Origin of the sequence: Streptomyces sp. NPDC005863, assembly GCF_042871345.1 — a bacterium.
Taxonomy (GTDB): Bacteria; Actinomycetota; Actinomycetes; order Streptomycetales; family Streptomycetaceae; genus Streptomyces.
Genome location: NZ_JBIAII010000013.1, coordinates 189,406 through 211,541, shown reverse-complemented (window position 1 = coordinate 211,541; position 22,136 = coordinate 189,406). Strand labels below are relative to the sequence as shown.

The following is a 22,136-nucleotide window of genomic DNA, read 5'->3' as shown; positions in this document are numbered from 1 at the left end:
CCACCCCTCCCTGATGATCGTGAACGCGCGAACGATAGCGGCGGGGACTGACAACGCCGCTGCCTGGCGTCGGGCTCTGCTCGACGTCCCGGATTGAGGTGGCCCGGCCCGTCGACCGCGTTACGGAGATCGCCCGGACAGGCCCTAGTCGACGAGGCCACTGGCGAGTGCTGGTCTGGCAGGCCGGTCGACGCATTGAACGAGACGCCGTGGTGCGTCGCGGTCACCAACTCCGCACGGAATCCGTCGGCCAGGGCAAACGTCTGGAACGTCTTTCGGTGCTTCTGCCCGTCGACGGCCCATCTCACTCCGTAAGAATTCCCGCGCTGCTTCTCATGGGCCTCGATCTGCCAAACCCTGACGTCATAGGTGGCTTTCATCGCACACCCACCTCGATCCAGCATTACCGATCACAGAGCCGTGCAACGCAGTGGAGTAATAGAGTCTCCTACCGCTCAATATCTATGTTGTCACTGGCGTCCATGTGGACGGATCCGCAGGAGCGCGAGTTCAGCCTTTCCGGCCACCGCTTTTGTAGCGCTCGCCACACAGGGAGTGAACGGAAAAAAACATGCAGGAGCCCAGTAAAGTCGATGCGCCAACGGTCGAATGCCACTTGGTTTAAGAGTCAAACAGCGACTGCTGTCCGGGGCCGGGGTTGCGAGACTGTTTGCGGCGCACCTTCTTAGCAAGCGTCTTGTCGTATCCCCGTGTGTGGTTTCGCTTGTGCCGTTCCTTGACCACCTCACGCGTCGGAGCGGTGGCCCGGTCCACAACGAGGGATACGGACATTCCTTCCTCTGCCCGTTCCCTGCCGAGCGCCCTCAGATCGTCGAGCGTGGTGCCCACCGTTCCTACGAGCCCGTTCTTCACGAGCTGAGCGAACTCCGTGTTCCCCAAGTACCGTTCGACGTATCCGTACCCAATGCGGGTGCCCTCGTTCGGGCCGTTCGTCGCATCGTCGCCTAGCAGCAGGCGCACATATGGAACCGGTAGATACATGCCCGGCGCTGGCCCAGGGTCGACAGTTTCCTTCAGTGGCCAGTAGGCGAGTTTGACGAAGCAGGGATCCGAACCCAGCCGCCATTCGTGAGGCGCCCACGGTGCTCGACTCATCGCGGCTACCCGATCCAAACGATCGAGCTGCCCGAGGAGTTGCTTATCCGCATACATCCACCGAGCGCCCGCCTCTGAGGGGAGCCGCTTGGCCTGCACAAGAATGAAACTCTGGGTGGCCTCGTGGTAGTAGATCAGGTCCGCCCCGAGCCGAGCTTCTACCGGCGTTGCGTTGATGTTCGCCACCTCGATGCGACTGCCGAGATGTTCGAAGACATGGATGTCGCAGCGGAACGACGCCCCGGCGGTACGGTCTCCGGAAGACCACCCTGCTTCAGTGAACACGTCCGTATCGAAATCGAGGTACCGTGCATCGTTTTCGATCATGCCCTGTTCGAACGGCTCTGGGATGAGTCCCGCTAGGTGCGGGGCGTGAGGGTCGCTCGGGCGCCGCCAGGCAGCGAGCCGCGCTGGAGGGATGTTGGCGATGGCCAGACCCAGGCGGGTCATGTCGTACTGCTCCTGCCAGGCGCGATCCGCAACGCGTCGCGGGTCGAGCAGGTCGGGCTCGGCCGCCTCACCCAGGAAGTCGAGCATCCTACGCAGTACGTCGTCCTGCTGTGCAAGCGCCTCCAGCAGGTCCTCGGACTCGCCGTCTCCGAACACCGTGACTTCACCCGCCAAGGCGCTCGCCAGAGTGCGTCGTAGACGAAGCGGGATCTCGTCAAGAAACGATCGCATAAGGACCGGTACTGGACTCTCGCGTACCAACTCGACGGTGATCCGGGAATCAACGGCCGCCACCTTGTCCCCACGAGGCTGCCGCACGACTCCCAGCCAGCGCAGCGGACACCGTTCATCCTCGCTGGCAGACCGCGTGACGAGCAGGGCGATACGAGGCGTTCGATCAGCAGGAAGAGAGGCCGTGGCAATCGTCTTCGTGAAGGATTGCTTGACCAGCAACTCCTCATCGATACGGTCCAGTTCCTTGGCGCTAAGCGCTATGACGTAAACCATGTACGGAGCGTACGGGGAGCAATAGCAGGCCGTCACTCAATGTCTCGAAGGGCAGGCATACCGCCGGCTGCCCGGGATGAGCGACCACCCCCGGGGCCCTCCAGGGAAACCGTAAGCGAGCGCATAGATCGGCGCTTCCGTGGCAACGCACACTCTCCACACAAATGCCTCACAAGCATCGAAAGGCGCCATCTCTAGAACCGCAGGTACCCGATCGAGGTCGCAGGGGACACAGCACCCGCGATTTTCATAGCGATGGAATCCGCCGACCAACAAACCGGGCGCCTTCAACCAAGTCAACGTATGACCAAGAACGAGACGCCCCAAGCAACCCACCCCATCCCACATGCGTCCCACAAAATACCTGACGATCCATCACTTAAGTGAATAGGTGCAGGTCAAGACCCACGAGGACTCGAAAGGGCAAGCTCCTTCTAAGCGCTTGGCCGCAGGTTCGAGTCCTGCCGGGGGCGCTTTCGTCCAGTCCCGTACGGCCCTCCGGTTCGGAGGGCCTTTTTGCTGGGGTCTCTGCGCTGCGGTCAGGGCAACCGGGCGGGTGCCGCTCAGCCCAGTTGTTCCGCCAGGCCGATGATGATGCCCTCCGGGCCGCGGGCGTAGCAGAGGAGGTAGCTGTCCTCGAAGCGGGCGATCTCGCCCACGACCTCGGCGCCGTGGGGGCGGAGGCGGGCGAGTGTGTCCTTGATGTCGTCCACCGCGAACATGACGCGGTGCGTGCCCACGATGTTGTGCGGCTTGTTGCGGGGGGCGGTGCTGGTGGCCTCGGGGCTGCGGTACTTCGACAGTTCCAGGCGGCTGTGGCCGTCCGGGGTCCTGAGCATCGCGATGTCGCAGCGTACGCCGTCGAGTCCCGTGCACTGGTCGGCGAAGCCGCCCTCGACCTGGCCCCTGCCCTCCAGCTCCATACCGAGTTCCTGGAAGAACGCGACGGCGGCGTCCATGTCGTCGACGACGATGCCCACGTTGTCCATTCGCTGAATCGCCATGGTGGTCTCTCCTGTTTCCTCGGGCGGCCCGCGGTGGCCGCTGATGTCCCTGGGACGGAGCCGGTGACACGTTCTCGACATCCCCGTCCCGCCGGGTTCCGAAGAATGTGGGGTCCCGCCTCGGGCGAGGTTCATTCGGATGTACCAGCCCCGGTCCCCGCCACGACAGCCCTCCGACGGCCCGAGCCACGCACGCGTTCAGGACCTCTTCGTGACGTGACAGCGGGTTTTCAGGGACGGTATACGCCTCTACGGTGATCGCGTGATGTCGATCAAGAAGTTCCAAGTCACCTTCGACTGCGCGGAACCCGAGCGCCTCGCACGCTTCTGGTGCGAGGTGCTGGGGTACGTCGTGCCGCCTCCGCCCGACGGGTTCGCCGGCTGGGACGAGTACCGGGAGGCACAGCCGCCCGAGGAGCGGGGCGCGTGGTTCGCCTGCGTCGACCCCACGGGCGTGGGGCCTCGGTTGTACTTCCAGCGCGTCCCCGAGGGGAAGGTCGTCAAGAACCGGGTGCACCTGGACGTGCGCGTCGGCACCGGGCTCGTCGGCGAGGAACGGCTCGCCGCACTGGAGGCCGAGTGCGCCCGGCTCGTCCCGCTCGGCGCGGTGCACGTGCAGACGCTCTACGACGGCAACGACTCCTGCATCCCGATGCTGGACATCGAGGGCAACGAGTTCTGCATCGACTGAGTTCTGCGTCGACTGGGTTCCGCGTGGACTGGGTTCCGCGTCGACTGAGTCCGCGTCGACCGGCCCCCTCAGCCCCGCTCCCCATACAACCCCTCGATCTCCTCCGCGTACGCCGCCGCCACCGCGTCCCTCTTGATCTTCAGGGACGGGGTCAGCAGACCGTTGTCCTCCGTGAACTCGCCCCCGACGATCGCGAACCTGCGGATCGACTCGGCCCTGGACACGGCCGCGTTGGCGTGGTCCACCGCCTTCTGGATCTCCGCGATCATCGCCGGGTCCCGGGCCAGTTCCGCGGTCGGGGTGTCCCTGGGCCGTTTGCGTACCGTCAGCCAGTGCTCCACCGCCTCCGGCTCCAGGGTGACCAGCGCGGCGACGTACGAACGGTTGTCCCCCACGACCATGCACTGGCCGACCGGCGCGCGGCTGCGCAGCCGGTCCTCCAGGACGGCGGGTGAGACGTTCTTGCCGCCCGACGTGACGATGATGTCCTTCTTGCGGCCGGTGATGGTCAGATAGCCGTCGGCGTCCAGCGCGCCGAGGTCGCCCGTGGCGAACCAGCCACCGGTGAGCGCGGCGTCCGTCGCGGCCGGGTTGTTCCAGTACGAGCCGAAGACGATGCCGCCCTTGATCAGCACCTCCCCGTCGTCCGCGATGTGCACGGCCGTGCCCGGCACGGGCAGCCCGACGGTGCCGGGGCGGGGCCGCAGCGGTGGGGTGATGGTGGCGGCGGCCGAGGTCTCCGTCAGGCCGTACCCCTCGTAGATGATGATTCCGGCGGCGTAGAAGAAGAGGTTGAGGTCGCGGTCCAGGGGCGAGCCGCCGCTGATCGCGTACCGCAGCCGGCCGCCGACCTCCTTGCGGATGCGCCGGTAGACGAGGAATTCGTACAGCGCCCAGCCGGCCCGCAGGCCGAGCGACGGGCCCGGGAGCTTGCCGTCGAGGAACTTGTTCAGGTACGTCTCGCCGAAGCGCGTCGCGATCCGCTCCGCGCGGTCGAACGACGCGGCCCGGCCCATCTTCTCGGCCGTCGCCCGGCCGGTGTCGTGGATCTTCTCGAAGAGGTACGGGACGCCGACGAGGAAGGTGGGCCGGAACGAGCGCAGTTCCGGGCGGAGTTCGTCCGGTTTGATGCCGGGGCAGTGGCCCACCTCGATGCGGGCGAGCATGCAGGCGATCTGCAGGGTTCGGCCCAGAATGTGGGCGAGCGGCAGGAAGAGGAGGGTCGAGGCGACCTGCCCGGTGATCTCCTTGAAGATGGGGTGGAGCAGGTCGACGGTGTTCGCCGCCTCCGCGTGCAGATTGCCGTGCGTGAGGACGCAGCCCTTGGGGCGGCCCGTGGTGCCCGAGGTGTAGCAGAGGGTCGCGATCGAGTCCGGGGTGAGGGCGGAGCGGCGCTTGGTGACCTCCTCGTCGGACAACTCCCGCCCGGCAGCGGTCAGTTCGGCGACTATTCCGGGGGTGGTCCCGGGGGTGGAGGTGGGGTCAGCGCCGCCGGAGTCCGTAGAACCCCCGCCGCCCTCGATGCACCGCACCCGCGGCGGATCCGCGTGGGCCGCCAGCGCCTCCTTCGCCATCACCGCGTTCTCCGGCGTCTCCGCGATGAGCAGGCGCGCGCCGGAGTCCCTGACGATCCACTCGATCTGTTCCGCCGACGACGTGGCGTAGACCGGGACGGTCTGGCCGCCCGCCGCCCAGATCGCGAAGTCCAGGACCGCCCACTCGTAGCGGGTGCGCGACATCAGGGCGACGCGGTCGCCGGGGTCCAGGCCGTCCGCGATCAGACCCTTGGCCACGTCGGTCACCTCGCGCGCGAAGGCGGCGGCGGTGACGGGGCGCCACCGGCCGTCCCGCTTGCGGCGCAGCACCACCGCGTCGGGGGCCTCCGCGGCGTTGACGAAGGGGATGTCCGCGGTGCTTCCGGTGGTGGCCGGGGGGACGAGCGGGGCGGTACGGACCTCCCGTACGGTGCCGTGTTCGTCCCGGACGACCTGGACCTCGGCGCGGTCCGCGAGCCCGGTGTGACGTCGTGCCTTCTTCAGATCCTTGCGTACGCCCATGACGGCTCCCCGGCTTCCCGTTCCCAGCGGTGGTGCAGGCGGCAGTTGGTGCAGACGGCAGTTGGTGCAGGCGGCTCTTGGTGACTTGTGCAGACGGCAGTTGGTGCAGGCGGCTCGTGGTGACTGGTGCAGACGGTTCTGGTGACACGCGTTCCATACGTACTTACTCGGAGGTCAACTTACTCACCCGTAAGGAGAATTCAATGGGTCGGACGAGCCCGGACGGGCCGGACGCCAGACCTCCCCCGCCAGGACTCCGCCCATCCCCACCCAGACCATGTTCATCAGGCGCAGCGTCACGCCCTCCGGGGACCGTCCCGGGTGCCGCGCCATCCAGTCCGTCAGCGAGTCCGCCGCGCCCACCAGCGCGTGGGTCACGAAGTCCGCGTCCTCGTCGGAGAGTTGCACGACGGCACCCCCGCCGGTCCCGTCCCTGCCCCCGCTCCTACCCTCGCTCTCCGCGATCCCCGACCGCACCAGATCCGCCACCTCGGCCATCACCGCACCCCGCGCCTCGGCCACCGCCGCCGCGATCGCCTCGCTCAGCTCCGACGCCTGGCGGTGCAGCACCACCCAGCTGTCGCGGTGCTCGGCGACGAAGGTGAAGAACGCCAGGAGCCCGGCATACAGCCGCAGTTCGGGTGCCGCGTCCGCCGCCGTCGCCGCCCCCTGGAACGCGCCGACCAGGCGGTCCGCCTCGCGGCGCAGGCAGGCGAGGAAGAGGCCCTCCTTGGATTCGAGGTACAGATACACCATCGGCTTGGAGATTCCGGCGAGTTCGGCGATCTCGTCCACCGAGGCGCCGTGATAGCCACGCGTGGCGAAGACCCGGACCGCCACGTCGATGATCTGCCGCTCGCGCTCGGGGCGCGGGACCTTGCGCCTGCGGGGAGTGGGGGCGCCGCCTCCGCCGTCCTCGCCCACACCCGCGGGCGGTGCGCCTTCGGAGCTGTCGCTCACCCTTGTCAGCCTCCTGGTTCCGACTTACCTTACTCTTTAGTAAGTTTACTGCAGAGTAAGGAGATTGCCGTGGCGGACGACATCAGCAGGATCGCCGACCTCGACTTCGCCCGCGTCACGCCCGAGGAGTTCGCGGGGCTCGTCAAGGGCCTCTCCGCCAAGGAGATCGCCTCGATCGCCCGCGACAGCGCGCTGCGCGCCCGCGTCCTGGACGAGGTCTTCGGGCGCATGGAGCGGCAGTTCAGGCCGGAGGCGGCGGAATCGCTGACCGCGCTCATCCGCTGGCGGATCACCGGCAGCGGCGACAACGACGAGGCCGTGTACGAGACGGACATCGCCGACGGCACCTGCGTGGTGCGCGAGGGGCGCTCGGACGCCGCGCCGCGGGTGACGCTCACGCTGGCCGACCCCGAGTTCCTCAAGCTCGTCTCCGGGAACGCCAGCCCCGTATCGCTGTTCCTGACGCGCAAGGTCAAGGTCGCCGGTGACGTGGCGTTCGCGGCGGGGCTCACGCGGTACTTCGACATCCCGAAGGCCTGAGCCCACAGCCCGCGGGGCCGGGGGCCGCGCGGCACCCGTGATTCAAGGCCACCTTGACCTGCGCCGATGTAGCGGTCATGACGACCTCTGCGTACTCCTCCGTCGATGGTGCCGAAGCCGTCGCCGGGACCGCCCCGGAAGCGTCCGGCGGCCGGCCCGCGCGATGGCGGGCCCGATCCCGTCTCGCCGCCTGCCTGCTGCCCGCCCTCGTCATCGCCTTCGCCGGGTTCCAGCGGCGCTGGATGTCCGACGACGGGCACATCTACGTACGGACCGTCCGCCAGGTCCTCGCGGGCAACGGGCCCGTCTTCAACCCCGGCGAGCGCGCCGAGTCCTCCACCGGCACCCTGTGGCAGTGGCTGCTCGTGATCGGCGGGGCGCCGGGGTTCGACGTCGCGGCGGTCGCGATGTACGGGGGGCTGCTGCTCACCGCCGCCGGGTTCGTGCTCGCCGGGGCCGGCGCCCTGCGGGTGTGGGGCGGCGACGGCTACGCGGTGCCGTGCGGGGCGCTGGTGCTGCTCGCGCTGCCGCCCGTCTGGGACTTCGCCACGTCCGGCCTGGAGACCGGTCTCGCCACGTGCTGGATCGCCGGGGCGTGGCTCGCGCTCGTGGGGCGGCCACGCGCGGGGTCCGGGTTGAGGTTCGGGGCGGGGCTCAGGGCAGGGTCGACGGGGGCCTGCCCGTCCCCGTCGACGTCCCCGCGCCCCTCGACGTCGCAGTCCCTCCTGACCTGCGCGGTCATCGGGCTCGGGCCGCTCGTCCGGCCCGACCTGGCGCTGGTCTCGGTGGTCTTCCTGGCCGCGCAGTGGGTGATGGTCCGGCCCTCGTGGCGCGGGGTGCTCGCGGGGGCGGGGGTCGCGGGTGCGCTGCCCGTCGCGTACGAGATCTTCCGCATGGGCTACTACGGGCATCTGGTGCCGCTGCCCGGCGTCACCAAGGAGGCCTCGCGCAGCCTGTGGACACGGGGGTTCGGCTACCTCGGGGACTTCGTCGGCCCGTACGCGCTGTGGCTTCCGCTGGTGGCGGTGGGTGTGGGCACGCTGGTCGCCGGGGTTCGCCCGTCGGACGCGGAGGCGGGCGCGCCGACGCCCGGACGGTTCCGCGCGACGCCCGTACGGTTCCGCGGGAACGCCCGCACGCTCGCCCCCGTCCTCGCCCCGCTCCTCGCCGGGACCCTGTGCTGGGTCTACGTCATCAAGGTCGGCGGCGACTTCATGCACGGCCGGATGTTCCTGCCCGGCCTGCTCCTGATGCTGCTGCCCGTCTTCGTCATGCCCGCCACCCGCGTCTGGCGCGTCGTCGCGGTGGGCGTGGCCGTATGGGCGGTGGTGTGCGCGGGCGCGCTACGGATCCCGTACGAGGGGAAGATCGGCCCGAGCGGGATCGCCGACGAACGAGGCGTGTACGTATGGCAGAACGGCGACCCGCACCCCCTCCACCACGACTTCTCCGAGTCCGCCGGCAACGCCCACTACATGCGCCTCGTCCGCCGGGCGGCCCGGTCCGGCGAGCCCACGCTCCTGATCGCCTGGACGCGGACCCCCGCCAGGACCCCGTCCGTCACCGGCGTCTACAACGTCCTCGGCATGAACGGCGCCGTCGTCCCGCTGAGCGGCGCCGCGCTCGATCCGATCGGTCTGGCCTATCCGCTGGCTGCCCACTCCGAGCCGCTCCCCGGCCGGGTCGGACACGACAAGAGCCTTCCGTACGAGTGGATCGTCGCCGACCGGGGCACGGCACGCGGTGCGGCGGACCAGCGGCTCGACCCCGCCCGGGTCGACGCGGCGCGCCGGGCCCTGCGCTGCGGGCGGCTCGCGGAGCTGCGGGCGGCCACGCGGGCGCCGATGACGGCGGGGCGGTTCTGGCACAACCTGACCGGGGCCGTGCAGCGCACGTCGTTCCGCTTTCCCAACGATCCGGTGCGTGCGGAGCGGGAGTTGTGCGGGCGGGACCGCTGAAGGAGCGTCCGCCGACGACCGCCGGCGTCCGACGACGTCCGCCGAGTCGGCGGGGCGGACGTCAACTCCCGGCGTCTGCGGGCCTCTTGCGTCCTGAGTGAATGCGTCGGATGCTGATGGTTCTTGTTGCCTTACGTTCGGAGTTGCCGCATGAGCCGTCCGAGCCGCCGGTCCTTCCTCGCCTCCGGAACCGCCCTGGCGGGGTGGGCCGTCTTCGCCGCGCAGAAGCAGGCCTTCGCCGCGAGCGGGGGCGCCACCCGCGCCGCACCCGGAGCCTCCGTCGCCGCCGGTGCGCGTAAAGCCGGCGTCCCCTGGGACGCCGACCCCCGTGTCTTCCAGGTCAACAGAGAGCCCGCCCGCACCCGGCTCGTCCCGTACGCGTCCGCCGCCGACGCCCTGCGCGGCGACTTCACCACGTCCCCGTACCACCGTTCCCTGAACGGCCGTTGGGCCTTCCACTGGGCCCGCAATCCGGAGCAGCGGCCGGTCGGTTTCGAGGCGGACGCGTACGACGTGAGCGGCTGGGACCGGATCGCCGTCCCCGCGAACTGGGAGATCGAGGGCTACCCGCACCCGATCTACCTCAACATCAAGTACGCGTGGGAGGGGTACGAGAAGCCCGGCTTCCCGGACGTGCCCAAGGACTTCAACCCCGTCGGCTCCTACCGCCGCACCTTCACCGTGCCGCGCGACTGGCGCGGGCGCCGCACCCTGCTCTCCTTCCAGGGCGTGAAGTCGGCCTTCTTCGTCTGGGTCAACGGCGAGAAGGTCGGCTACAGCGAGGACAGTTACACCCCCGCGGAGTTCGACATCACGCCCCATCTGCGGCCGGGCGGGAACACCCTCGCCGTGGAGGTGTACCGGTGGTCCGACGGCAGCTGGCTGGAGGACCAGGACATGATCGACCTGTCCGGGATCTTCCGGGACGTGTACGTGTACTCCGTCCCGGAGCTGCATGTGCACGACCTCGGGGTACGGACGGATCTCGACGGGGCGTTCCGGGACGCGGTCCTGTCCGTGACGACGGTCGTACGTGACCTCGGCGGCAAGGCCGGGTCCACCGTCAAGACTGGGGCCGGGGCCGGCAAGCTCCGCGTCCAGGCGGTGCTGCACGACGCCGAGGGCCGCCCCGTCCCCGGCGCCGAGCTGGCCGGGGAACCCGTGCCCGACCGCCCCCTCACCCTCAAGACCACCATCCGCAAACCCGCGCTGTGGTCCGCCGAGCAGCCGAACCTGTACACCCTCGTCGTCACCCTCCGCGACGGCTCCGGCAAGACGGTGGACGTGCACCGCACCCGGGTCGGCTTCCGCCAAGTCGACCACGGGCCCGGCAAGTTCACGGTCAACGGCAAACCGGTCATGCTCCGCGGCACCAACCGCCACGAGTCCCACCCCGACCACGGCCAGGCCGTCCCGGAGTCGGTGATGCTGCGGGACGTGCTGCTGATGAAGCGGCACAACATCAACGCCGTACGCACCTCGCACTACCCCAACCACCCGTACTGGCTCGAACTCTGCGACGAGTACGGCCTGTACGTCATCGGCGAGACCAACCTGGAGACGCACGGCGTGCGCGACCGGCTGCCCGGGTCGCTGCCCGAGTGGACCGACGCCTGCGTGGACCGGATCCGGTCGATGGTCGAGCGGGACAAGAACCACCCGAGCGTCATCGTCTGGTCGCTCGGCAACGAGGCCGGGGAGGGCGACAACTTCAAGGCCATGGCGGACTGGGTGCGCGCCCGCGACGACTCGCGGCCCGTGCACTACGAGGGCATGAACTCCGTCGCCGACCTGCACAGCGAGATGTACACCAAGCCCGCCGACGTGGAGAAGTACGGCAAGTCGGGCAACCCGACGCCGTTTCTGCTCTGCGAGTACTGCCACTCCATGGGCAACAGCAGCGGCAACCTCACCGAGTACTGGGAGATCTTCGAGAAGTATCCCAATCTGCACGGGGCGTTCGTGTGGGACTGGGTCGACCAGAACATCCGGCTGCCCATCCCCGGCGACCGCCGGCACACCTACCTGTCGTACGGCGAGGACTGGAAGCCCGGCTATCCCACCGACGGCAACTTCAGCGGCAACGGCCTCGTCGCCTCCACGCGTGCGCCGCACCCGGGCATCCTGGAGATCAAGAAGGTCTACCAGCCGGTGGCGTTCACTGCGGTCTCCACAGCGGCATCCACGGCGGGCGGCCGCGACGCCGCCTCCGTACGCGTCCACAACAAGCACCTGTTCAGCACGTTGGACGCGTACGAGCTGCGGTGGAGCGTCACCCGGGACGGCGAAAAGATCCAGGAGGGCACGCTGCCCGCGCCGGACGTCGCGCCCGGCGCCACGGGGACGGTACGGGTCCCGGTCAAGAAGCCCGGCCGTCCGGTGCCCGGCGCCGAGTACCTGCTGAACCTGGCGCTCGTCCTGCGGAAGAAGGCGAGTTGGGCCGGGGCGGGCCACACCGTGGCCGCCGAGCAACTCCAACTCCCGGCGGCCTGGCACACACCCGCGCCCGCCGACCCGGCACCCGGCACGCTGCCCCGGCTCGATCTGGCCGAGGACGCGAAGGAGGTGCGGATCAGCGGCAGGGACGTGACGGTCGTGCTGTCCAAGGCGACGGGAACGCTGTCGTCGTACGAGGTAGGGGGCCGGCGCCTGCTCACCGGCGGGCCGGTGCCGAACCTCTGGCGGGCGCCCATCGACAACGACATAGGCCGCAACTTTCCGGACACGGCGGCGACTTGGCGCTCGGCGGGCGAGGACGCGAAGGTCACCGGGATCAAGGCGGCGCAACCCTCGCCGGGTGAGGTGACGGTCGAGGTGAGCGCGACGCTGCCGACCTCCCCCACGCCGTCCACCTGGCACACCGTGTTCACGGTGCGCGGCGACGGAGAGGTGCGGGTCCGGCACACGCTGAAGGCGGCGGCCGGCCTGCCCGACCTCCCCCTGGTGGGGGCGCTCCTCACGGTGCCCGCGGGCTTCGAGCGTCTCGACTGGTACGGGCGGGGGCCGCAGGAGAACTACCAGGACCGCAAGTCCGGTGCGTTCGTGGGCCGTTACCGCTCGACGGTCGACGACCAGATCGCCCCGTACCAGCGGCCGCAGGAGACCGGCAACAAGACCGACGTACGGCGCATCGCGCTCACCGACCGCTCCGGGGACGGCCTCGTGGTCCTCGCCGACCCCGCGGACGGCGAGCCTTTCCTGGAGACGAGCGCCCTGCACCACACCCCGGCGGACCTGGAGGGCCCGCGCCACCCGCACGAGGTGAGGCGGCGCACGGAGACATTCCTCAGGGTCGCCCACCGGCAGATGGGCGTGGGCGGCAACGACTCGTGGGGCGCGCCGCCGCTGGAGCGGTACCTGCTGCATGCGGGGCGTACGTATACGTACGCCTATCGCTTGCGGTCGGCGCGCTGACCGGTGGGCCAGTAGGCCGGTTGCAGGGGCTGGATGATCGTGGCTCACCGAGGGCCCTTGACGCGGATCCCGTAGTCGGCCAGCCACGTCACCCAGTCCTGCCGTGCGGCGCGGACCAGTCGCCCGCCGGTGAAGCGGACGTCATCCGTCACCTCGACCAGGCACACCGCCGGAGGCACGAAGTCCCGGGCCTCTTCGTCATCGGCGGCACCTTCTGGGTGAGCTTTCGCTTGAGTTGGCGGGTGCCGGTGCCGGTGTCCGGGTGTTCGGTGCGTCGTAGGCGCAGGCGTGTTCCCGTCAGGTACCGGTCCTTGGTGACACGGGTGGCCGTGACCGATGTGGGGTCCGGGGGGCCGGCCAGCAAGTAGCGTCGCTCCCGTTCCACCAACGCGTACTTTCCCCGGCTGACCACCTCACCTCGTACGACACCGGCCTTCTGCCTCATGACTCCCTCATGGAACGAGTTTCTCAGCCTGGCCACCCACCGGAAATCCCTGAGCGAGGAGCACGCCTTGCCCGTCCCGGAGTCCCCGCCCCTCTGCTCGCCCCAGTGCGCGTCCCGGACCCAGCGGGCCGTAACCGCCGCGCTGGCGCATTACATGCACGCACCCATCGCACAGCCGTACTACGTACGAGGGTGCATCCCTGAGCCCGACGAGGCGGCGGTCACCGTCGCGCTGTGGACCGGCCCGGCGGCCCGGGACAAGTGGAACCTCTTCCTCCTCATCCCTCTCGTCTCCGACGGCCTGGTCCTCTCAGCGGTGCAGGTCACCACGGGGCTGATGCGCCTGGGTCGCGGGACACACATCTTCGGCTCGGCCGGCCGCCGCTTCGACGGCAAACCCGTCCTCAGGGGGAGCCAGCTGGTGACGGGGCGCCCTTCCGGGGGCTCCAGGGACTCCAGGGACTCCGCCGCACCCTCCACGTGCCCCTGCCTCGACGGTGACGATCCGGAGGGGCCCAAGGGCTTCTACTACCAGAAGCCCGGCCAGTTGACGTGGTATTGACTGCTCAGGTGACGACGTCGATCCCAGGTCGGCGGTAAAACGGAGGCAGACATGAAGCGTGTGACGGCCGCGGTCCTGTGCGCGGTGATCGGCGCCGCCGCGCTGACCGCCTGTGCGAACGACGACGGGCCCTCCAACTCCTCGGACGCCGCGGCCTCCGGGCACCCCGAGCCCGTCGCGGGGCCGCCCTCCCCGGAAGCGGGGCAGCAGGAGATATTGCTGCACGACCTCGAAGCCATCGACCCGAGACTCGTCGCGGACGAGGGGCGGGCCGTGGACGACGCCGGGTGGGTCTGCCTGGACGTCAGGCAGGGGTCGGTCGACGACGAGGTGCGACAGGACGCGGCTCGACGGTTCGACGTGACGAACGACCAGGCCGGCCTCATCGTGCGGTCGATCAAGACCACGTTCTGCGGCGGCGGGTGACAGGCGAGCGCGACGCGCTTACGGGCACGGGCACCCGGAAACCGGCCTCAGGCCGTCCTCAGGCCCGCCTCACGCCAGCCACTCGCCCTCCCGCATGACCGTCCTGCCCCGCAACTCCCGCTCGCCGCGCCACGCCCGTACCGTTCGCGGCCGCACGCGCACGTACAGGAAGGGGCCCTCCTCCGTACGCGGATCCCAGCCGAACTTCTCCGCGAACGCGTCCGCGGGCTCCCTCGGCACCTCCGTCGCCGGGTGCGTCTCCGCCCGCCCCTCCAGGAGCACCACGTCGAAGGTGTCCGGCAGGGCGAGGCGTACGCGCGGCTCCTCGCGGACGTTGCGCGCGGCCGCGGAGGTCGCCCCCGTGCACATCCACACCGCCCGGCCGTCCCACAGGAACCACAGCGGTATCTGGTGCGGGCCGTGGTCGGGGTGGGACGTCGACACCCAGATGTCGCGCTCCGTACCGAGCCGGTCCACGGTCTCGCGCCTGCGCCGCGCCGTGTCGCGTGGGGTGATCTTCGTGGTGTGCATGGAGGTCGACCTTAGGCAGCGTGCCCGCGGCGCGCATCGGGCGCAGGTCCTAGGCCCGGCGGGGCCGGCATACCTGCCCCCTCAACTCACCACGTCTCAACTCACCACGTCCTTCCGCGCGAACCCCCTGAACGCCAGCGCGAACAGCACCAGCGCGTATGTCACCGAGATCGACGCGCCCTGGATCATGCCCGCCCACTCGGGCTGCGCCTGCAGCGCGTCCGCCCAGGCGAACTGCCAGTGCGCCGGCAGGAAGTCGCGCCAGTCGCCGAGCGCCGTCACCGCGTCCAGGACGTTGCCGACGATCGTCAGGCCGACCGCTCCGCCCACCGCGCCGAGCGGCGCGTCCGTCTTCGTCGAGAGCCAGAACGCCAGGCCGGCGGTGACCAGTTGGGAGACGAAGATGAAGGCCACGACGACCAGCAGGCGCTGGGCCGCCGTGCCCGCGGGGAGCTCGCCGCCGGTCGGGATCTCCAGGGGGCCCCACCCGTACGCCACCGTGCCGATGACCAGGCCCACCAGGGGCAGCAGCACCATCGCCGCGGCGCTCATGCCGAGCGCGACCGCCAGCTTGGACCAGAGCAGCCGGGCCCTCGGGACCGGCGCCGCCAGCAGATAGCGCAGCGAGGACCAGCTCGCCTCGGACGCGACCGTGTCGCCGAAGAACAGCGCCACGGGGATCACGAGCAGGAAGCCCGCCGAGACGAACAGGCAGGTCGCGGCGAAGTTCGCCGCGGACGCCGTCGCCGTGTCCATCAGCGTCACGCTGCCGTTGCGGGAGCCCGGTGAGCCGCCCGCGACGGCGAACGCGACGACGAGGATCACCGGCAGGAGCGCCATGATGGCGCCCATCACCAGCGTGCGGCGCCGCTTCAGCTGGCGGACCGCCTCGACCCGCAGGGGCAGCGTGCGGCCCGCGCGGTAGCCGGGTGCGGTCGGCCGCTCCAGGGTGGGCGTGGACGTGGGCGTGGGTGTGGGCGTGGGGGCGCTCATGCCGTGCCTCCGATCAGGGTCAGGAACGCGTCTTCGAGGCGGCGGTGCGGGCCCACCGACTCCACCGGCACGTCGAGCCGGACCAGCTCGGGCAGCAGGTGTGCCGCGCTCCCCCGCTCCGTGCCGTCCAGCCGTACGAGCAGGCCGTCGTCGGCCCGTACCGCCGACAGGACGCCGGGCAGCGCCGCCACCTTCTCCACCAGCGGGTCGGGGACCTCGGACGCCAACCCCACGAACAACGTGTCCCCGGAGCCGATGATCTCGGCGACCGGGCCCGCCTGGACGAGCCGGCCGCGGTCCATCACGACCAGGTGCGTGCAGGACTGCTCGACCTCGGCGAGGAGGTGGCTGGAGACGATGACCGTGCGGCCCGCGCGCGCGTACCGGATCATGACCTCGCGCATCTCGCGGATCTGTGGCGGGTCCAGGCCGTTCGTCGGCTCGTCGAGGATCAGCAGGTCCGGCAGGCCGAGCATGGCCTGGGCGATGGCGAGGCGCTGGGGCATGCCCTGCGAGTACGTGCGCACCGCGCGGGCCAGGGCGTCGCCGAGGCCCGCGATCTCCAGGGCCTCGTCCAGGTGGGCGTCCTCGGGCGGACGGCCGGTCGCCTTCCAGTACAGCTCCAGGTTCTCCCGGCCGGAGAGGTGCGGCAGGAAGCCCGCGCCCTCGACGAACGCGCCGACCCGGGACAGGACGGGCGCGCCGGGGCGGATCGCCCGGCCGAAGACGCGGATCTCGCCCGCGTCGGGGCGGATCAGGCCCATCAGCATGCGCAGGGTGGTCGTCTTGCCCGCGCCGTTCGGCCCGAGCAGGCCGAGGACCTGGCCCTTCTCGACGGTGAAGGAGACGTCACGGACCGCGTACCGGTCGGCGGACCCGGCGTACCGCTTGCTCAACCCGCTGATGTGGAGCGGGACTTCGGCGAGTGCCGGGTCGGGCGCGGGGGCCGAGGTGCGGCGGCGGGCGGTGACCAGCAGGCCGAGGGCGAGCACCGCGCCGGTGGCCGGCAGCCACCACACCCAGGAGGGCAGCGGCGCGGCGGCGGTCTCCACGCCGGGCGCCGTCGGCACCGTCAGGTCGCCCTTGAGGGAGAGGGTGTACTTGGCGGGCTGGGCCGGGGAGGCGAAGCCGAGGTCGGTCGAGGTGACGACGAGGCGCAGGCTGTGGCCCTTCTGGACCTTGTGGTCGACGGCGGGCATCCGCAGCTCGACGTCCTTGCCCTGCCCGGCGCCCTCCACCCTGATGGGAGAGACGAGTTGGGAGGGCAGCACCTTCTGCTTGCCGCCGGGCGACACGTCGTACACCTTGGCGAAGAGGACCGCGTCCTGCGAGGTGGACTTCACGTGCGCGCGGACCGTGGGCGTGCCGGTGATCCGCAGGTCCTTGGTCAGCGGCGCCGAGCCGAACGCGGCGAACTGGCCGGGGAAGTCGACGGAGACGCCCACGCCGAGCGAGGCGAACTGGGAGAGGCGGCCGCCGCCGACGCCGGGGAGCCCGGAGATGGCGGGCGGGCTCGCACCCGCCGGGTTGTCGAACGTCTGCTCGTGGCCGCCGAGTCGCACCGCGCGCGGGCCGCTCTCCAGGCCCGGGTACACGGCGCCGCTCGCGCCCCGCTTCCGCGCGGCCCCGTCGGTGGAGTCGAGGCCTCCGGTGCGGGTGACGCGGAACGCCGGGCCGGTGTCGGCGGACGGTTCGTCCTTGAGGTAGCGGTCGAACCAGTCGTTGACGCGGCCTTCCACGCGGCCCTTCTCGCGGTCGCCGCCGTCGTGGCCGCCCGCGATCCAGTCGACGGAGACCGGCGCGTGGTTCGCCCGGATCCCCTTGGCGATGGCGTCGCCCTGGGTGAGCGGGAAGAGCGAGTCGGTCTGGCCCTGGGCGAGGTACGTCGGCACCTTAATGCTGTCGCCGACGGCCGCGGGGCTGCGCTCGGCGAGCAGCTTGCGCGCCGCCGCGTCGGGCTTGCCGGCCTCGGCGACCCGCTCGTACATGGCGCACAGCTTCTTCTCGAACTTGTCGCAGCCGCCACCGGTGTTGATGAAGAGGCCGGCCCACATCTTCTTGAAGACGCCGTCGGGGAAGAGCGCGTCCGCGAGGTTCCAGTAGGTGATCTGCGGGGCGATGGCGTCGACCCGGTGGTCGTACCCGGCGGCGAGCAGGGAGACCGCTCCCGCGTACGACGCGCCGGTCATGCCCACGCGCGGGTCGCCGGGCTTGTCGAGCTGGACCTCGGGGCGGGTGGCCAGCCAGTCGATCAGCTTGCGGGCGTCGGCGACCTCGCCCTTGGGGTCGTTGAGCCCGATCCTGCCGGTGGACCTGCCGAAGCCGCGGGCGGACCAGGTCATGACCGCGTACCCGTGCCGGGCCAGGTCCTCGGCCTGGGCGCGTACGTCGTTCTTGCTGCCGCCGAAGCCGTGCCCGATGAGGATCGCGGGGCGCTTGGTGTCCGGGTCGCCCGCGGTGAAGTACGAGGTGTCGATCTTGGCGGCGCCGGTGTCGACCCTGCGGTCCACGCGGTGCACGGCGGGGGCGTCGTCCGACGCGGCGGCCGTCCAGGTGCCCACCCCGGCGAGCACCGCGACGGCGGCCGCCGCGGCGAGCAGCCTGCGCGGACCGCGCGGCACGGGGAACCTGGGCCTGGGCAGTCGTAGATCCATGACGCCAACGGTACGGGCGGGGTCCGACAAGCGGGGCAGCGGCCGGACGTAGGCAACGGACGTAGGCAACGGTGGGGCAAGCCCCACTCCCCTGGAGGCCGGGGTTGCGGCAGGGTTCGTGTGGTGCGGGGTCGAGGCACAGAGCAAGGCACGAGCGGCGGAGGAAGAGGCATGCGGCAGCTGGGTCGGTGGTTGGGGCGCGTCGGCACGGGGTTCGTGCGGGCGTGCGTCGTGGCGGTGGTGGGGATGCTGATCCCCGCCGTGTGGGCCGCGGCCGTGGCGCTCGGGATCCTGTGGGGTGCCGGCAACCCGTGGTCGTGGCTCGCCCCGCTCGTGCTGGTGTGCGTGGGAACGCTCGGGCTCGCGAGGCCGGTGTGCCGGACGGTGCGCCACGCCGTCGCGCGCTGGACGGGCACCGTGATCCCCGACGGATACCGGCGGGCCGGCCCGGTGACGCGGATGTCCACCGGGTACTGGTGGAACGGTTTCGGCTACGAACGCACCAGCCGCGACGCCCTCCTCGACCAGAAGTGGCGGGTCCGGTGGGGCGACCCGGCCAACTGGCGCGACCTGCGCTTCACCGCGGTCGTGCCGTTCACCGCGGGACTGGTCGCCTGCCTGCCGCCGGCCGGGGCGGGTGCGGCGGCCGTCGGACTCCTCCAGCCGGGGCTCGCCCCGCGCCTGGCGGGGGCGCTCGGCGCGGTGGTGGCCGTCGCCTGCGCGCCGTACGCCTGGCGGCCCCTGGAGCCGTTGGCGGTACGTTTCCTGCGCCCGTCGCCCGCGATGGCGCTGGCCGACCGGGTGGACGAGCTGACCGCCCAGCGCGCGGACGCGACGGTCGCACAGGCGGCGGAGATCCGCCGCATCGAGCGCGACCTGCACGACGGGGCGCAGGCCCGCCTGGTGGGCCTCGGGCTCTCCCTCGCGACCGCGGAGAAGCTGCTGGCGTCCGACCCCGAGCAGGCCAGGACGCTGATGCGGGAGGCGCGGGCCGGCGCGGTCGCCTCACTGGCCGAACTCCGCGAGCTGGTCCAGGGGATCAGCCCGCCGGTGCTCACCGAGCGGGGACTCGTCGACGCCGTCCGCGCGCTCGCCCTGGACGTCCCGCTCGACGTGCGCGTCGCCGCCGACGACGGGCTGCGCCTGGACGCGCCGGTCGAGTCCGCCCTCTACTTCGGCGTCTGCGAGCTGCTCACGAACACGGTCCGGCACGCCCGGGCCTCCCTGGCCCGCGTCCGCCTCCACCACGACGGCGTCGGCGTCGTGGTGGAGGTCGAGGACGACGGCCGGGGCGGGGCCGGCGCGCGGGACGGCGGCGGGCTCGCGGGCCTGCGCCGCAGGATCGCGGCCTTCGACGGCACGGTGGAGATCACGAGCCCGGCGGGCGGTCCCACGCGGGTGAGGATGGCGGTGCCATGCGCATCGTCGTAGCCGAAGACCTCTACCTCCTGCGCGACGGGATGGTCCGCCTGATCGAGGCGTGCGGGCACGAGGTGGTGGCGACCGCGGCGACCGGGCCCGAGACGCTCGACGCGCTGCGCACGTGGCGTCCCGATGTGGCCGTCATCGACGTGCGGATGCCGCCGACCCAGTCGGACGAGGGGCTGCGCGCGGCCCTCGCCGCCCGCCGCGAGATGCCGGGACTGCCCGTCCTCGTGCTCTCCCAGCACGTCGAGCAGTTGTACGCCAGGGAGCTGCTGGCCGACGGTTCGGGCGCCGTCGGCTATCTCCTGAAGGAGAGCGTGTTCGACGCCGACCAGTTCATCGGCGCCCTGGAGCGCGTCGCGGGCGGCGGGACCGCCATGGATCCGGCCGTCATCGCCAAGCTGCTGTCCGCGGGCTCCCCGGGCCGGGGGCTGGACCGGCTCACCGAGCGCGAGCGGTCCGTGCTCGCCCTGATGGCCGAGGGCCTGTCCAACCAGGCCGTCGGCCGCCGCCTGTTCCTCAGCCAGAGCGCGATCAGCAAGTACACGACCTCGCTGTTCGGCAAGCTGGGCCTCGGCGATGACGACGACGGCAACCGCCGTGTGCTGGCCGTCCTCGCCTACCTGAACGCGGACTCCGGCTGAGGAAGCGGAATCCTCAGGACTCCTCCGGCACGCTCACCAGCCACCGCGTCCCGCGGTGCGGGCGCAGGTAGCAGGCCCAGTACAGGGTCGCGGCCAGCACGATGCCGCCGGTCCACAGGAGGAACTTGGCCTCCTGCTGGCTGAGGACGTACCCGAGCACCGCGATGAGCACCACCGGCACCGCGGGCCACAGCGGCATCCGCCACGCGGAGCCGTGCCGGTGCGCGCCGCGCCGGGCCAGCAGCGCGGCGACCGCCACCAGCAGGTACATGCCGGTCACGGAGACGCCGGTCACGCCGTACAGCGTGTCCAGGTTGACGAAGCACAGGAGCGCGCCGGGGACGCCGACCAGGAGCGTGGCCACCCAGGGGGCGCCGGACGCGCCGAGCTTCGACAGGCCCTTGTTCACGGGCGAGGGCCAGGCCTTGTCCCGCGCGGACGCGAACAGGACGCGGGAGTTCTGGATGACCATGACGATGCCCGCGTTGATGATCGCGAGGGCCACGCAGAGGCTGACGAACGTGCCGACGGCGGAGTTCGACCAGTCCGTCACCATGGCGCTGATGTCGCCCTCGGTCAGCGCGGTCAGGCTGTCGGCGCCCATGGTGATGGCGACGACCGGGACCAGGATGATCACGGTGGAGATGGCGAGGGTCGCGAGGACGGTGCGCGCGACGTTGCGGCGCGGGTTCTCCAGCTCCTCGGAGAGGTAGACGGCCGTGGAGAAGCCCTGCGTCACGAAGAGGGCGATCGCGAGGCCGGAGACGATCAGCATCGCCGTGACCGTGTCGACGCCGCCGGGGCCCGAGCCCGCCACCGACAGGTCCGTCAGGCTGCCCGCGCCGCGCTCCGCGTGCGTGAAGCCGAGGACGGCCACCACGCCGGCCGCGATGACCTCGAGGACCAGGAAGATGCCGGTGATCCACGCGTTGGCGCGCAGGTCGAGCAGGCCCGCGAGGGTGGCGAGGATCATGACGCCGGCGCCCGCGTAGGAGGGGTCGAGGTGGATGACCGGGGCCAGGTAGTCGGCGGTGCCCATGGCGATCACGGGCGGGACGATCATCACGACCAGGAGGGAGAGGACGAAGACCAGCCAGCCGGCCAGGCGGCCCGCCATCGTCGAGACCATCGCGTACTCGCCGCCCGCGCTGGGGATCAGGGTGCCGAGCTCCGAGTAGCAGAACGCGACGCCCACGCAGAGCAGCGAGCCGATGGCGATGGTGAGGGCCGTGGCCGTGCCGAGCGAGGAGAAGAGGTCCGGGACGACCACGAAGAGCGTGGAGGCGGGCGTCACGCACGACAGCGTGAGGAGGGTGCCGCCGACGACGCCGATGGAACGCTTGAGCTTCTGGGGATCGCCGGGGACGGCTGTCGGCGCCGGGGGATTCTCGGCGGCGGTCTGGAGCGGGCGAAGCGTATCGGTCATGAAGCGCGGTTCCGATCGACTCGTGCGGCAGGAGTGCGGCGGGAGCGCTATCGCCTCCGAAGGCTGTTGATCTGGTCTTTCGGTGGCTCCCGGCGCGTCATCGAACCCCGGCGGCAACCGGAACGTCAACGGTCATTTACCTACGGAATCCGCAGTCGCGAAGATCCCCAAGTTGCCTGGCTTTCCCAAGAGTTTGCTTCGGAGGGTCGCAATGAACATGCCCGTGGTGAATATGACCTTGATATTGCAGGCGTATGAACTCAGGAGCATTGGTTGCCCGAATTGCACCCTGTGCACGGGAACCGCAAGGACGGCGTCAAAAAAGAATCAGGA

General features: G+C 70.8%; 17 protein-coding genes and 1 pseudogene. 8 read left to right on the top strand and 10 right to left on the bottom strand.

Going from position 1 to position 22,136, the window contains the following annotated elements; genetic code table 11:
• From ACFYO9_RS33865 to ACFYO9_RS33855, 3 genes and pseudogenes are all read right to left on the bottom strand, one after another.
• Positions 1-380: pseudogene (locus ACFYO9_RS33865) on the bottom strand (hypothetical protein); the annotation flags it as partial.
• Positions 381-621: 241 nt separating this feature from the next.
• A complete protein-coding gene (locus ACFYO9_RS33860) occupies positions 622-2,073 on the bottom strand; it encodes a hypothetical protein (RefSeq protein ID WP_358778953.1) in 1,452 nt (483 codons plus the stop codon).
• Positions 2,074-2,636: 563 nt separating this feature from the next.
• On the bottom strand, positions 2,637-3,077 hold the full coding sequence (locus ACFYO9_RS33855) for a VOC family protein (RefSeq protein WP_355819954.1): 441 nt from the start codon (positions 3,075-3,077) through the stop codon (positions 2,637-2,639).
• A 262-nt stretch (positions 3,078-3,339) separates the two neighbouring features.
• Between ACFYO9_RS33855 and ACFYO9_RS33850 the strand changes: the two genes are divergently transcribed.
• Positions 3,340-3,768 (top strand): VOC family protein, encoded by a 429-nt coding sequence (locus ACFYO9_RS33850; protein WP_358778952.1) that lies wholly within the window; start codon positions 3,340-3,342, stop codon positions 3,766-3,768.
• A gap of 68 nt (positions 3,769-3,836) precedes the next feature.
• On the opposite strand, the gene ACFYO9_RS33845 is transcribed toward ACFYO9_RS33850, so the two are convergent.
• Together ACFYO9_RS33845 and ACFYO9_RS33840 are read right to left on the bottom strand one after the other, a co-directional pair.
• Positions 3,837-5,825, bottom strand: coding sequence for an AMP-binding protein (locus ACFYO9_RS33845; protein ID WP_358778951.1), 1,989 nt, complete (start codon positions 5,823-5,825; stop codon positions 3,837-3,839).
• A gap of 183 nt (positions 5,826-6,008) precedes the next feature.
• The gene (locus ACFYO9_RS33840; protein WP_358778950.1) at positions 6,009-6,785 is read right to left on the bottom strand and encodes a TetR/AcrR family transcriptional regulator; all 777 of its coding nucleotides are present in this window, start codon (positions 6,783-6,785) and stop codon (positions 6,009-6,011) included.
• 69 nt (positions 6,786-6,854) lie between these two features.
• Here ACFYO9_RS33840 and ACFYO9_RS33835 point away from each other — a divergent pair, with 69 nt between their 5' ends.
• From ACFYO9_RS33835 to ACFYO9_RS33825, 3 genes are all read left to right on the top strand, one after another.
• Positions 6,855-7,325 carry an SCP2 sterol-binding domain-containing protein gene (locus ACFYO9_RS33835; protein WP_358778949.1) on the top strand — a complete coding sequence of 157 codons (471 nt, stop codon included), beginning with the start codon at positions 6,855-6,857 and terminating at the stop codon, positions 7,323-7,325.
• Positions 7,326-7,402: 77 nt separating this feature from the next.
• Complete coding sequence (locus tag ACFYO9_RS33830; protein WP_358778948.1) at positions 7,403-9,283, top strand: hypothetical protein; 1,881 nt, start codon at positions 7,403-7,405, stop codon at positions 9,281-9,283.
• A 150-nt stretch (positions 9,284-9,433) separates the two neighbouring features.
• Positions 9,434-12,697: a glycoside hydrolase family 2 TIM barrel-domain containing protein gene (locus ACFYO9_RS33825; protein ID WP_358778947.1), complete on the top strand. Its 3,264-nt coding sequence runs from the start codon at positions 9,434-9,436 to the stop codon at positions 12,695-12,697.
• A 44-nt stretch (positions 12,698-12,741) separates the two neighbouring features.
• On the opposite strand, the gene ACFYO9_RS33820 is transcribed toward ACFYO9_RS33825, so the two are convergent.
• Positions 12,742-12,876: a hypothetical protein gene (locus tag ACFYO9_RS33820; protein WP_358778946.1), complete on the bottom strand. Its 135-nt coding sequence runs from the start codon at positions 12,874-12,876 to the stop codon at positions 12,742-12,744.
• A 420-nt stretch (positions 12,877-13,296) separates the two neighbouring features.
• Here ACFYO9_RS33820 and ACFYO9_RS33815 point away from each other — a divergent pair, with 420 nt between their 5' ends.
• Positions 13,297-13,704, top strand: coding sequence for a hypothetical protein (locus ACFYO9_RS33815; RefSeq protein WP_358778945.1), 408 nt, complete (start codon positions 13,297-13,299; stop codon positions 13,702-13,704).
• Positions 13,705-13,755: 51 nt separating this feature from the next.
• Positions 13,756-14,130, top strand: a complete 375-nt coding sequence (locus ACFYO9_RS33810; protein ID WP_358778944.1) for a hypothetical protein — start codon at positions 13,756-13,758, stop codon at positions 14,128-14,130.
• 69 nt (positions 14,131-14,199) lie between these two features.
• On the opposite strand, the gene ACFYO9_RS33805 is transcribed toward ACFYO9_RS33810, so the two are convergent.
• The 3 genes from ACFYO9_RS33805 to ACFYO9_RS33795 form a co-directional block, all read right to left on the bottom strand.
• Positions 14,200-14,661: a pyridoxamine 5'-phosphate oxidase family protein gene (locus ACFYO9_RS33805; RefSeq protein WP_355819940.1), complete on the bottom strand. Its 462-nt coding sequence runs from the start codon at positions 14,659-14,661 to the stop codon at positions 14,200-14,202.
• Between the two features lie 96 nt (positions 14,662-14,757).
• Entirely contained in the window at positions 14,758-15,654 is an 897-nt protein-coding gene (locus ACFYO9_RS33800; protein WP_358778943.1) for an ABC transporter permease, read from the bottom strand.
• On the bottom strand, positions 15,651-18,308 hold the full coding sequence (locus ACFYO9_RS33795) for an alpha/beta fold hydrolase (protein WP_358778942.1): 2,658 nt from the start codon (positions 18,306-18,308) through the stop codon (positions 15,651-15,653). Before ACFYO9_RS33795 ends, ACFYO9_RS33800 begins: the two co-directional genes overlap by 4 nt.
• Before the next feature lie 171 nt (positions 18,309-18,479).
• Here ACFYO9_RS33795 and ACFYO9_RS33790 point away from each other — a divergent pair, with 171 nt between their 5' ends.
• Both ACFYO9_RS33790 and ACFYO9_RS33785 read left to right on the top strand, forming a co-directional pair.
• On the top strand, positions 18,480-19,739 hold the full coding sequence (locus tag ACFYO9_RS33790; RefSeq protein WP_355819935.1) for a histidine kinase: 1,260 nt from the start codon (positions 18,480-18,482) through the stop codon (positions 19,737-19,739).
• Positions 19,724-20,377, top strand: coding sequence for a response regulator transcription factor (locus tag ACFYO9_RS33785; protein WP_355819933.1), 654 nt, complete (start codon positions 19,724-19,726; stop codon positions 20,375-20,377). Before ACFYO9_RS33790 ends, ACFYO9_RS33785 begins: the two co-directional genes overlap by 16 nt.
• Positions 20,378-20,390: 13 nt before the next feature.
• Here the strand turns inward: ACFYO9_RS33785 and ACFYO9_RS33780 are convergent, their stop codons facing one another.
• Positions 20,391-21,803 (bottom strand): APC family permease, encoded by a 1,413-nt coding sequence (locus tag ACFYO9_RS33780; protein WP_355819931.1) that lies wholly within the window; start codon positions 21,801-21,803, stop codon positions 20,391-20,393.
• Positions 21,804-22,136: the final 333 nt, after the last annotated feature.

What these genes read in the sequence shown, in the direction of transcription:
- ACFYO9_RS33860 (WP_358778953.1), bottom strand. Translation starts at nt 2,073, where the DNA reads ATGGTTTACGTCATAGCGCTTAGCGCCAAGGAACTGGACCGTATCGAT.
- ACFYO9_RS33790 (WP_355819935.1), top strand. Translation starts at nt 18,480, where the DNA reads ATGCGGCAGCTGGGTCGGTGGTTGGGGCGCGTCGGCACGGGGTTCGTG.
- ACFYO9_RS33855 (WP_355819954.1), bottom strand. Translation starts at nt 3,077, where the DNA reads ATGGCGATTCAGCGAATGGACAACGTGGGCATCGTCGTCGACGACATG.
- ACFYO9_RS33810 (WP_358778944.1), top strand. Translation starts at nt 13,756, where the DNA reads ATGAAGCGTGTGACGGCCGCGGTCCTGTGCGCGGTGATCGGCGCCGCC.
- ACFYO9_RS33800 (WP_358778943.1), bottom strand. Translation starts at nt 15,654, where the DNA reads ATGAGCGCCCCCACGCCCACACCCACGCCCACGTCCACGCCCACCCTG.
- ACFYO9_RS33785 (WP_355819933.1), top strand. Translation starts at nt 19,724, where the DNA reads ATGCGCATCGTCGTAGCCGAAGACCTCTACCTCCTGCGCGACGGGATG.
- ACFYO9_RS33795 (WP_358778942.1), bottom strand. Translation starts at nt 18,308, where the DNA reads ATGGATCTACGACTGCCCAGGCCCAGGTTCCCCGTGCCGCGCGGTCCG.
- ACFYO9_RS33805 (WP_355819940.1), bottom strand. Translation starts at nt 14,661, where the DNA reads ATGCACACCACGAAGATCACCCCACGCGACACGGCGCGGCGCAGGCGC.
- ACFYO9_RS33815 (WP_358778945.1), top strand. Translation starts at nt 13,297, where the DNA reads ATGCACGCACCCATCGCACAGCCGTACTACGTACGAGGGTGCATCCCT.
- ACFYO9_RS33780 (WP_355819931.1), bottom strand. Translation starts at nt 21,803, where the DNA reads ATGACCGATACGCTTCGCCCGCTCCAGACCGCCGCCGAGAATCCCCCG.
- ACFYO9_RS33845 (WP_358778951.1), bottom strand. Translation starts at nt 5,825, where the DNA reads ATGGGCGTACGCAAGGATCTGAAGAAGGCACGACGTCACACCGGGCTC.
- ACFYO9_RS33825 (WP_358778947.1), top strand. Translation starts at nt 9,434, where the DNA reads ATGAGCCGTCCGAGCCGCCGGTCCTTCCTCGCCTCCGGAACCGCCCTG.
- ACFYO9_RS33830 (WP_358778948.1), top strand. Translation starts at nt 7,403, where the DNA reads ATGACGACCTCTGCGTACTCCTCCGTCGATGGTGCCGAAGCCGTCGCC.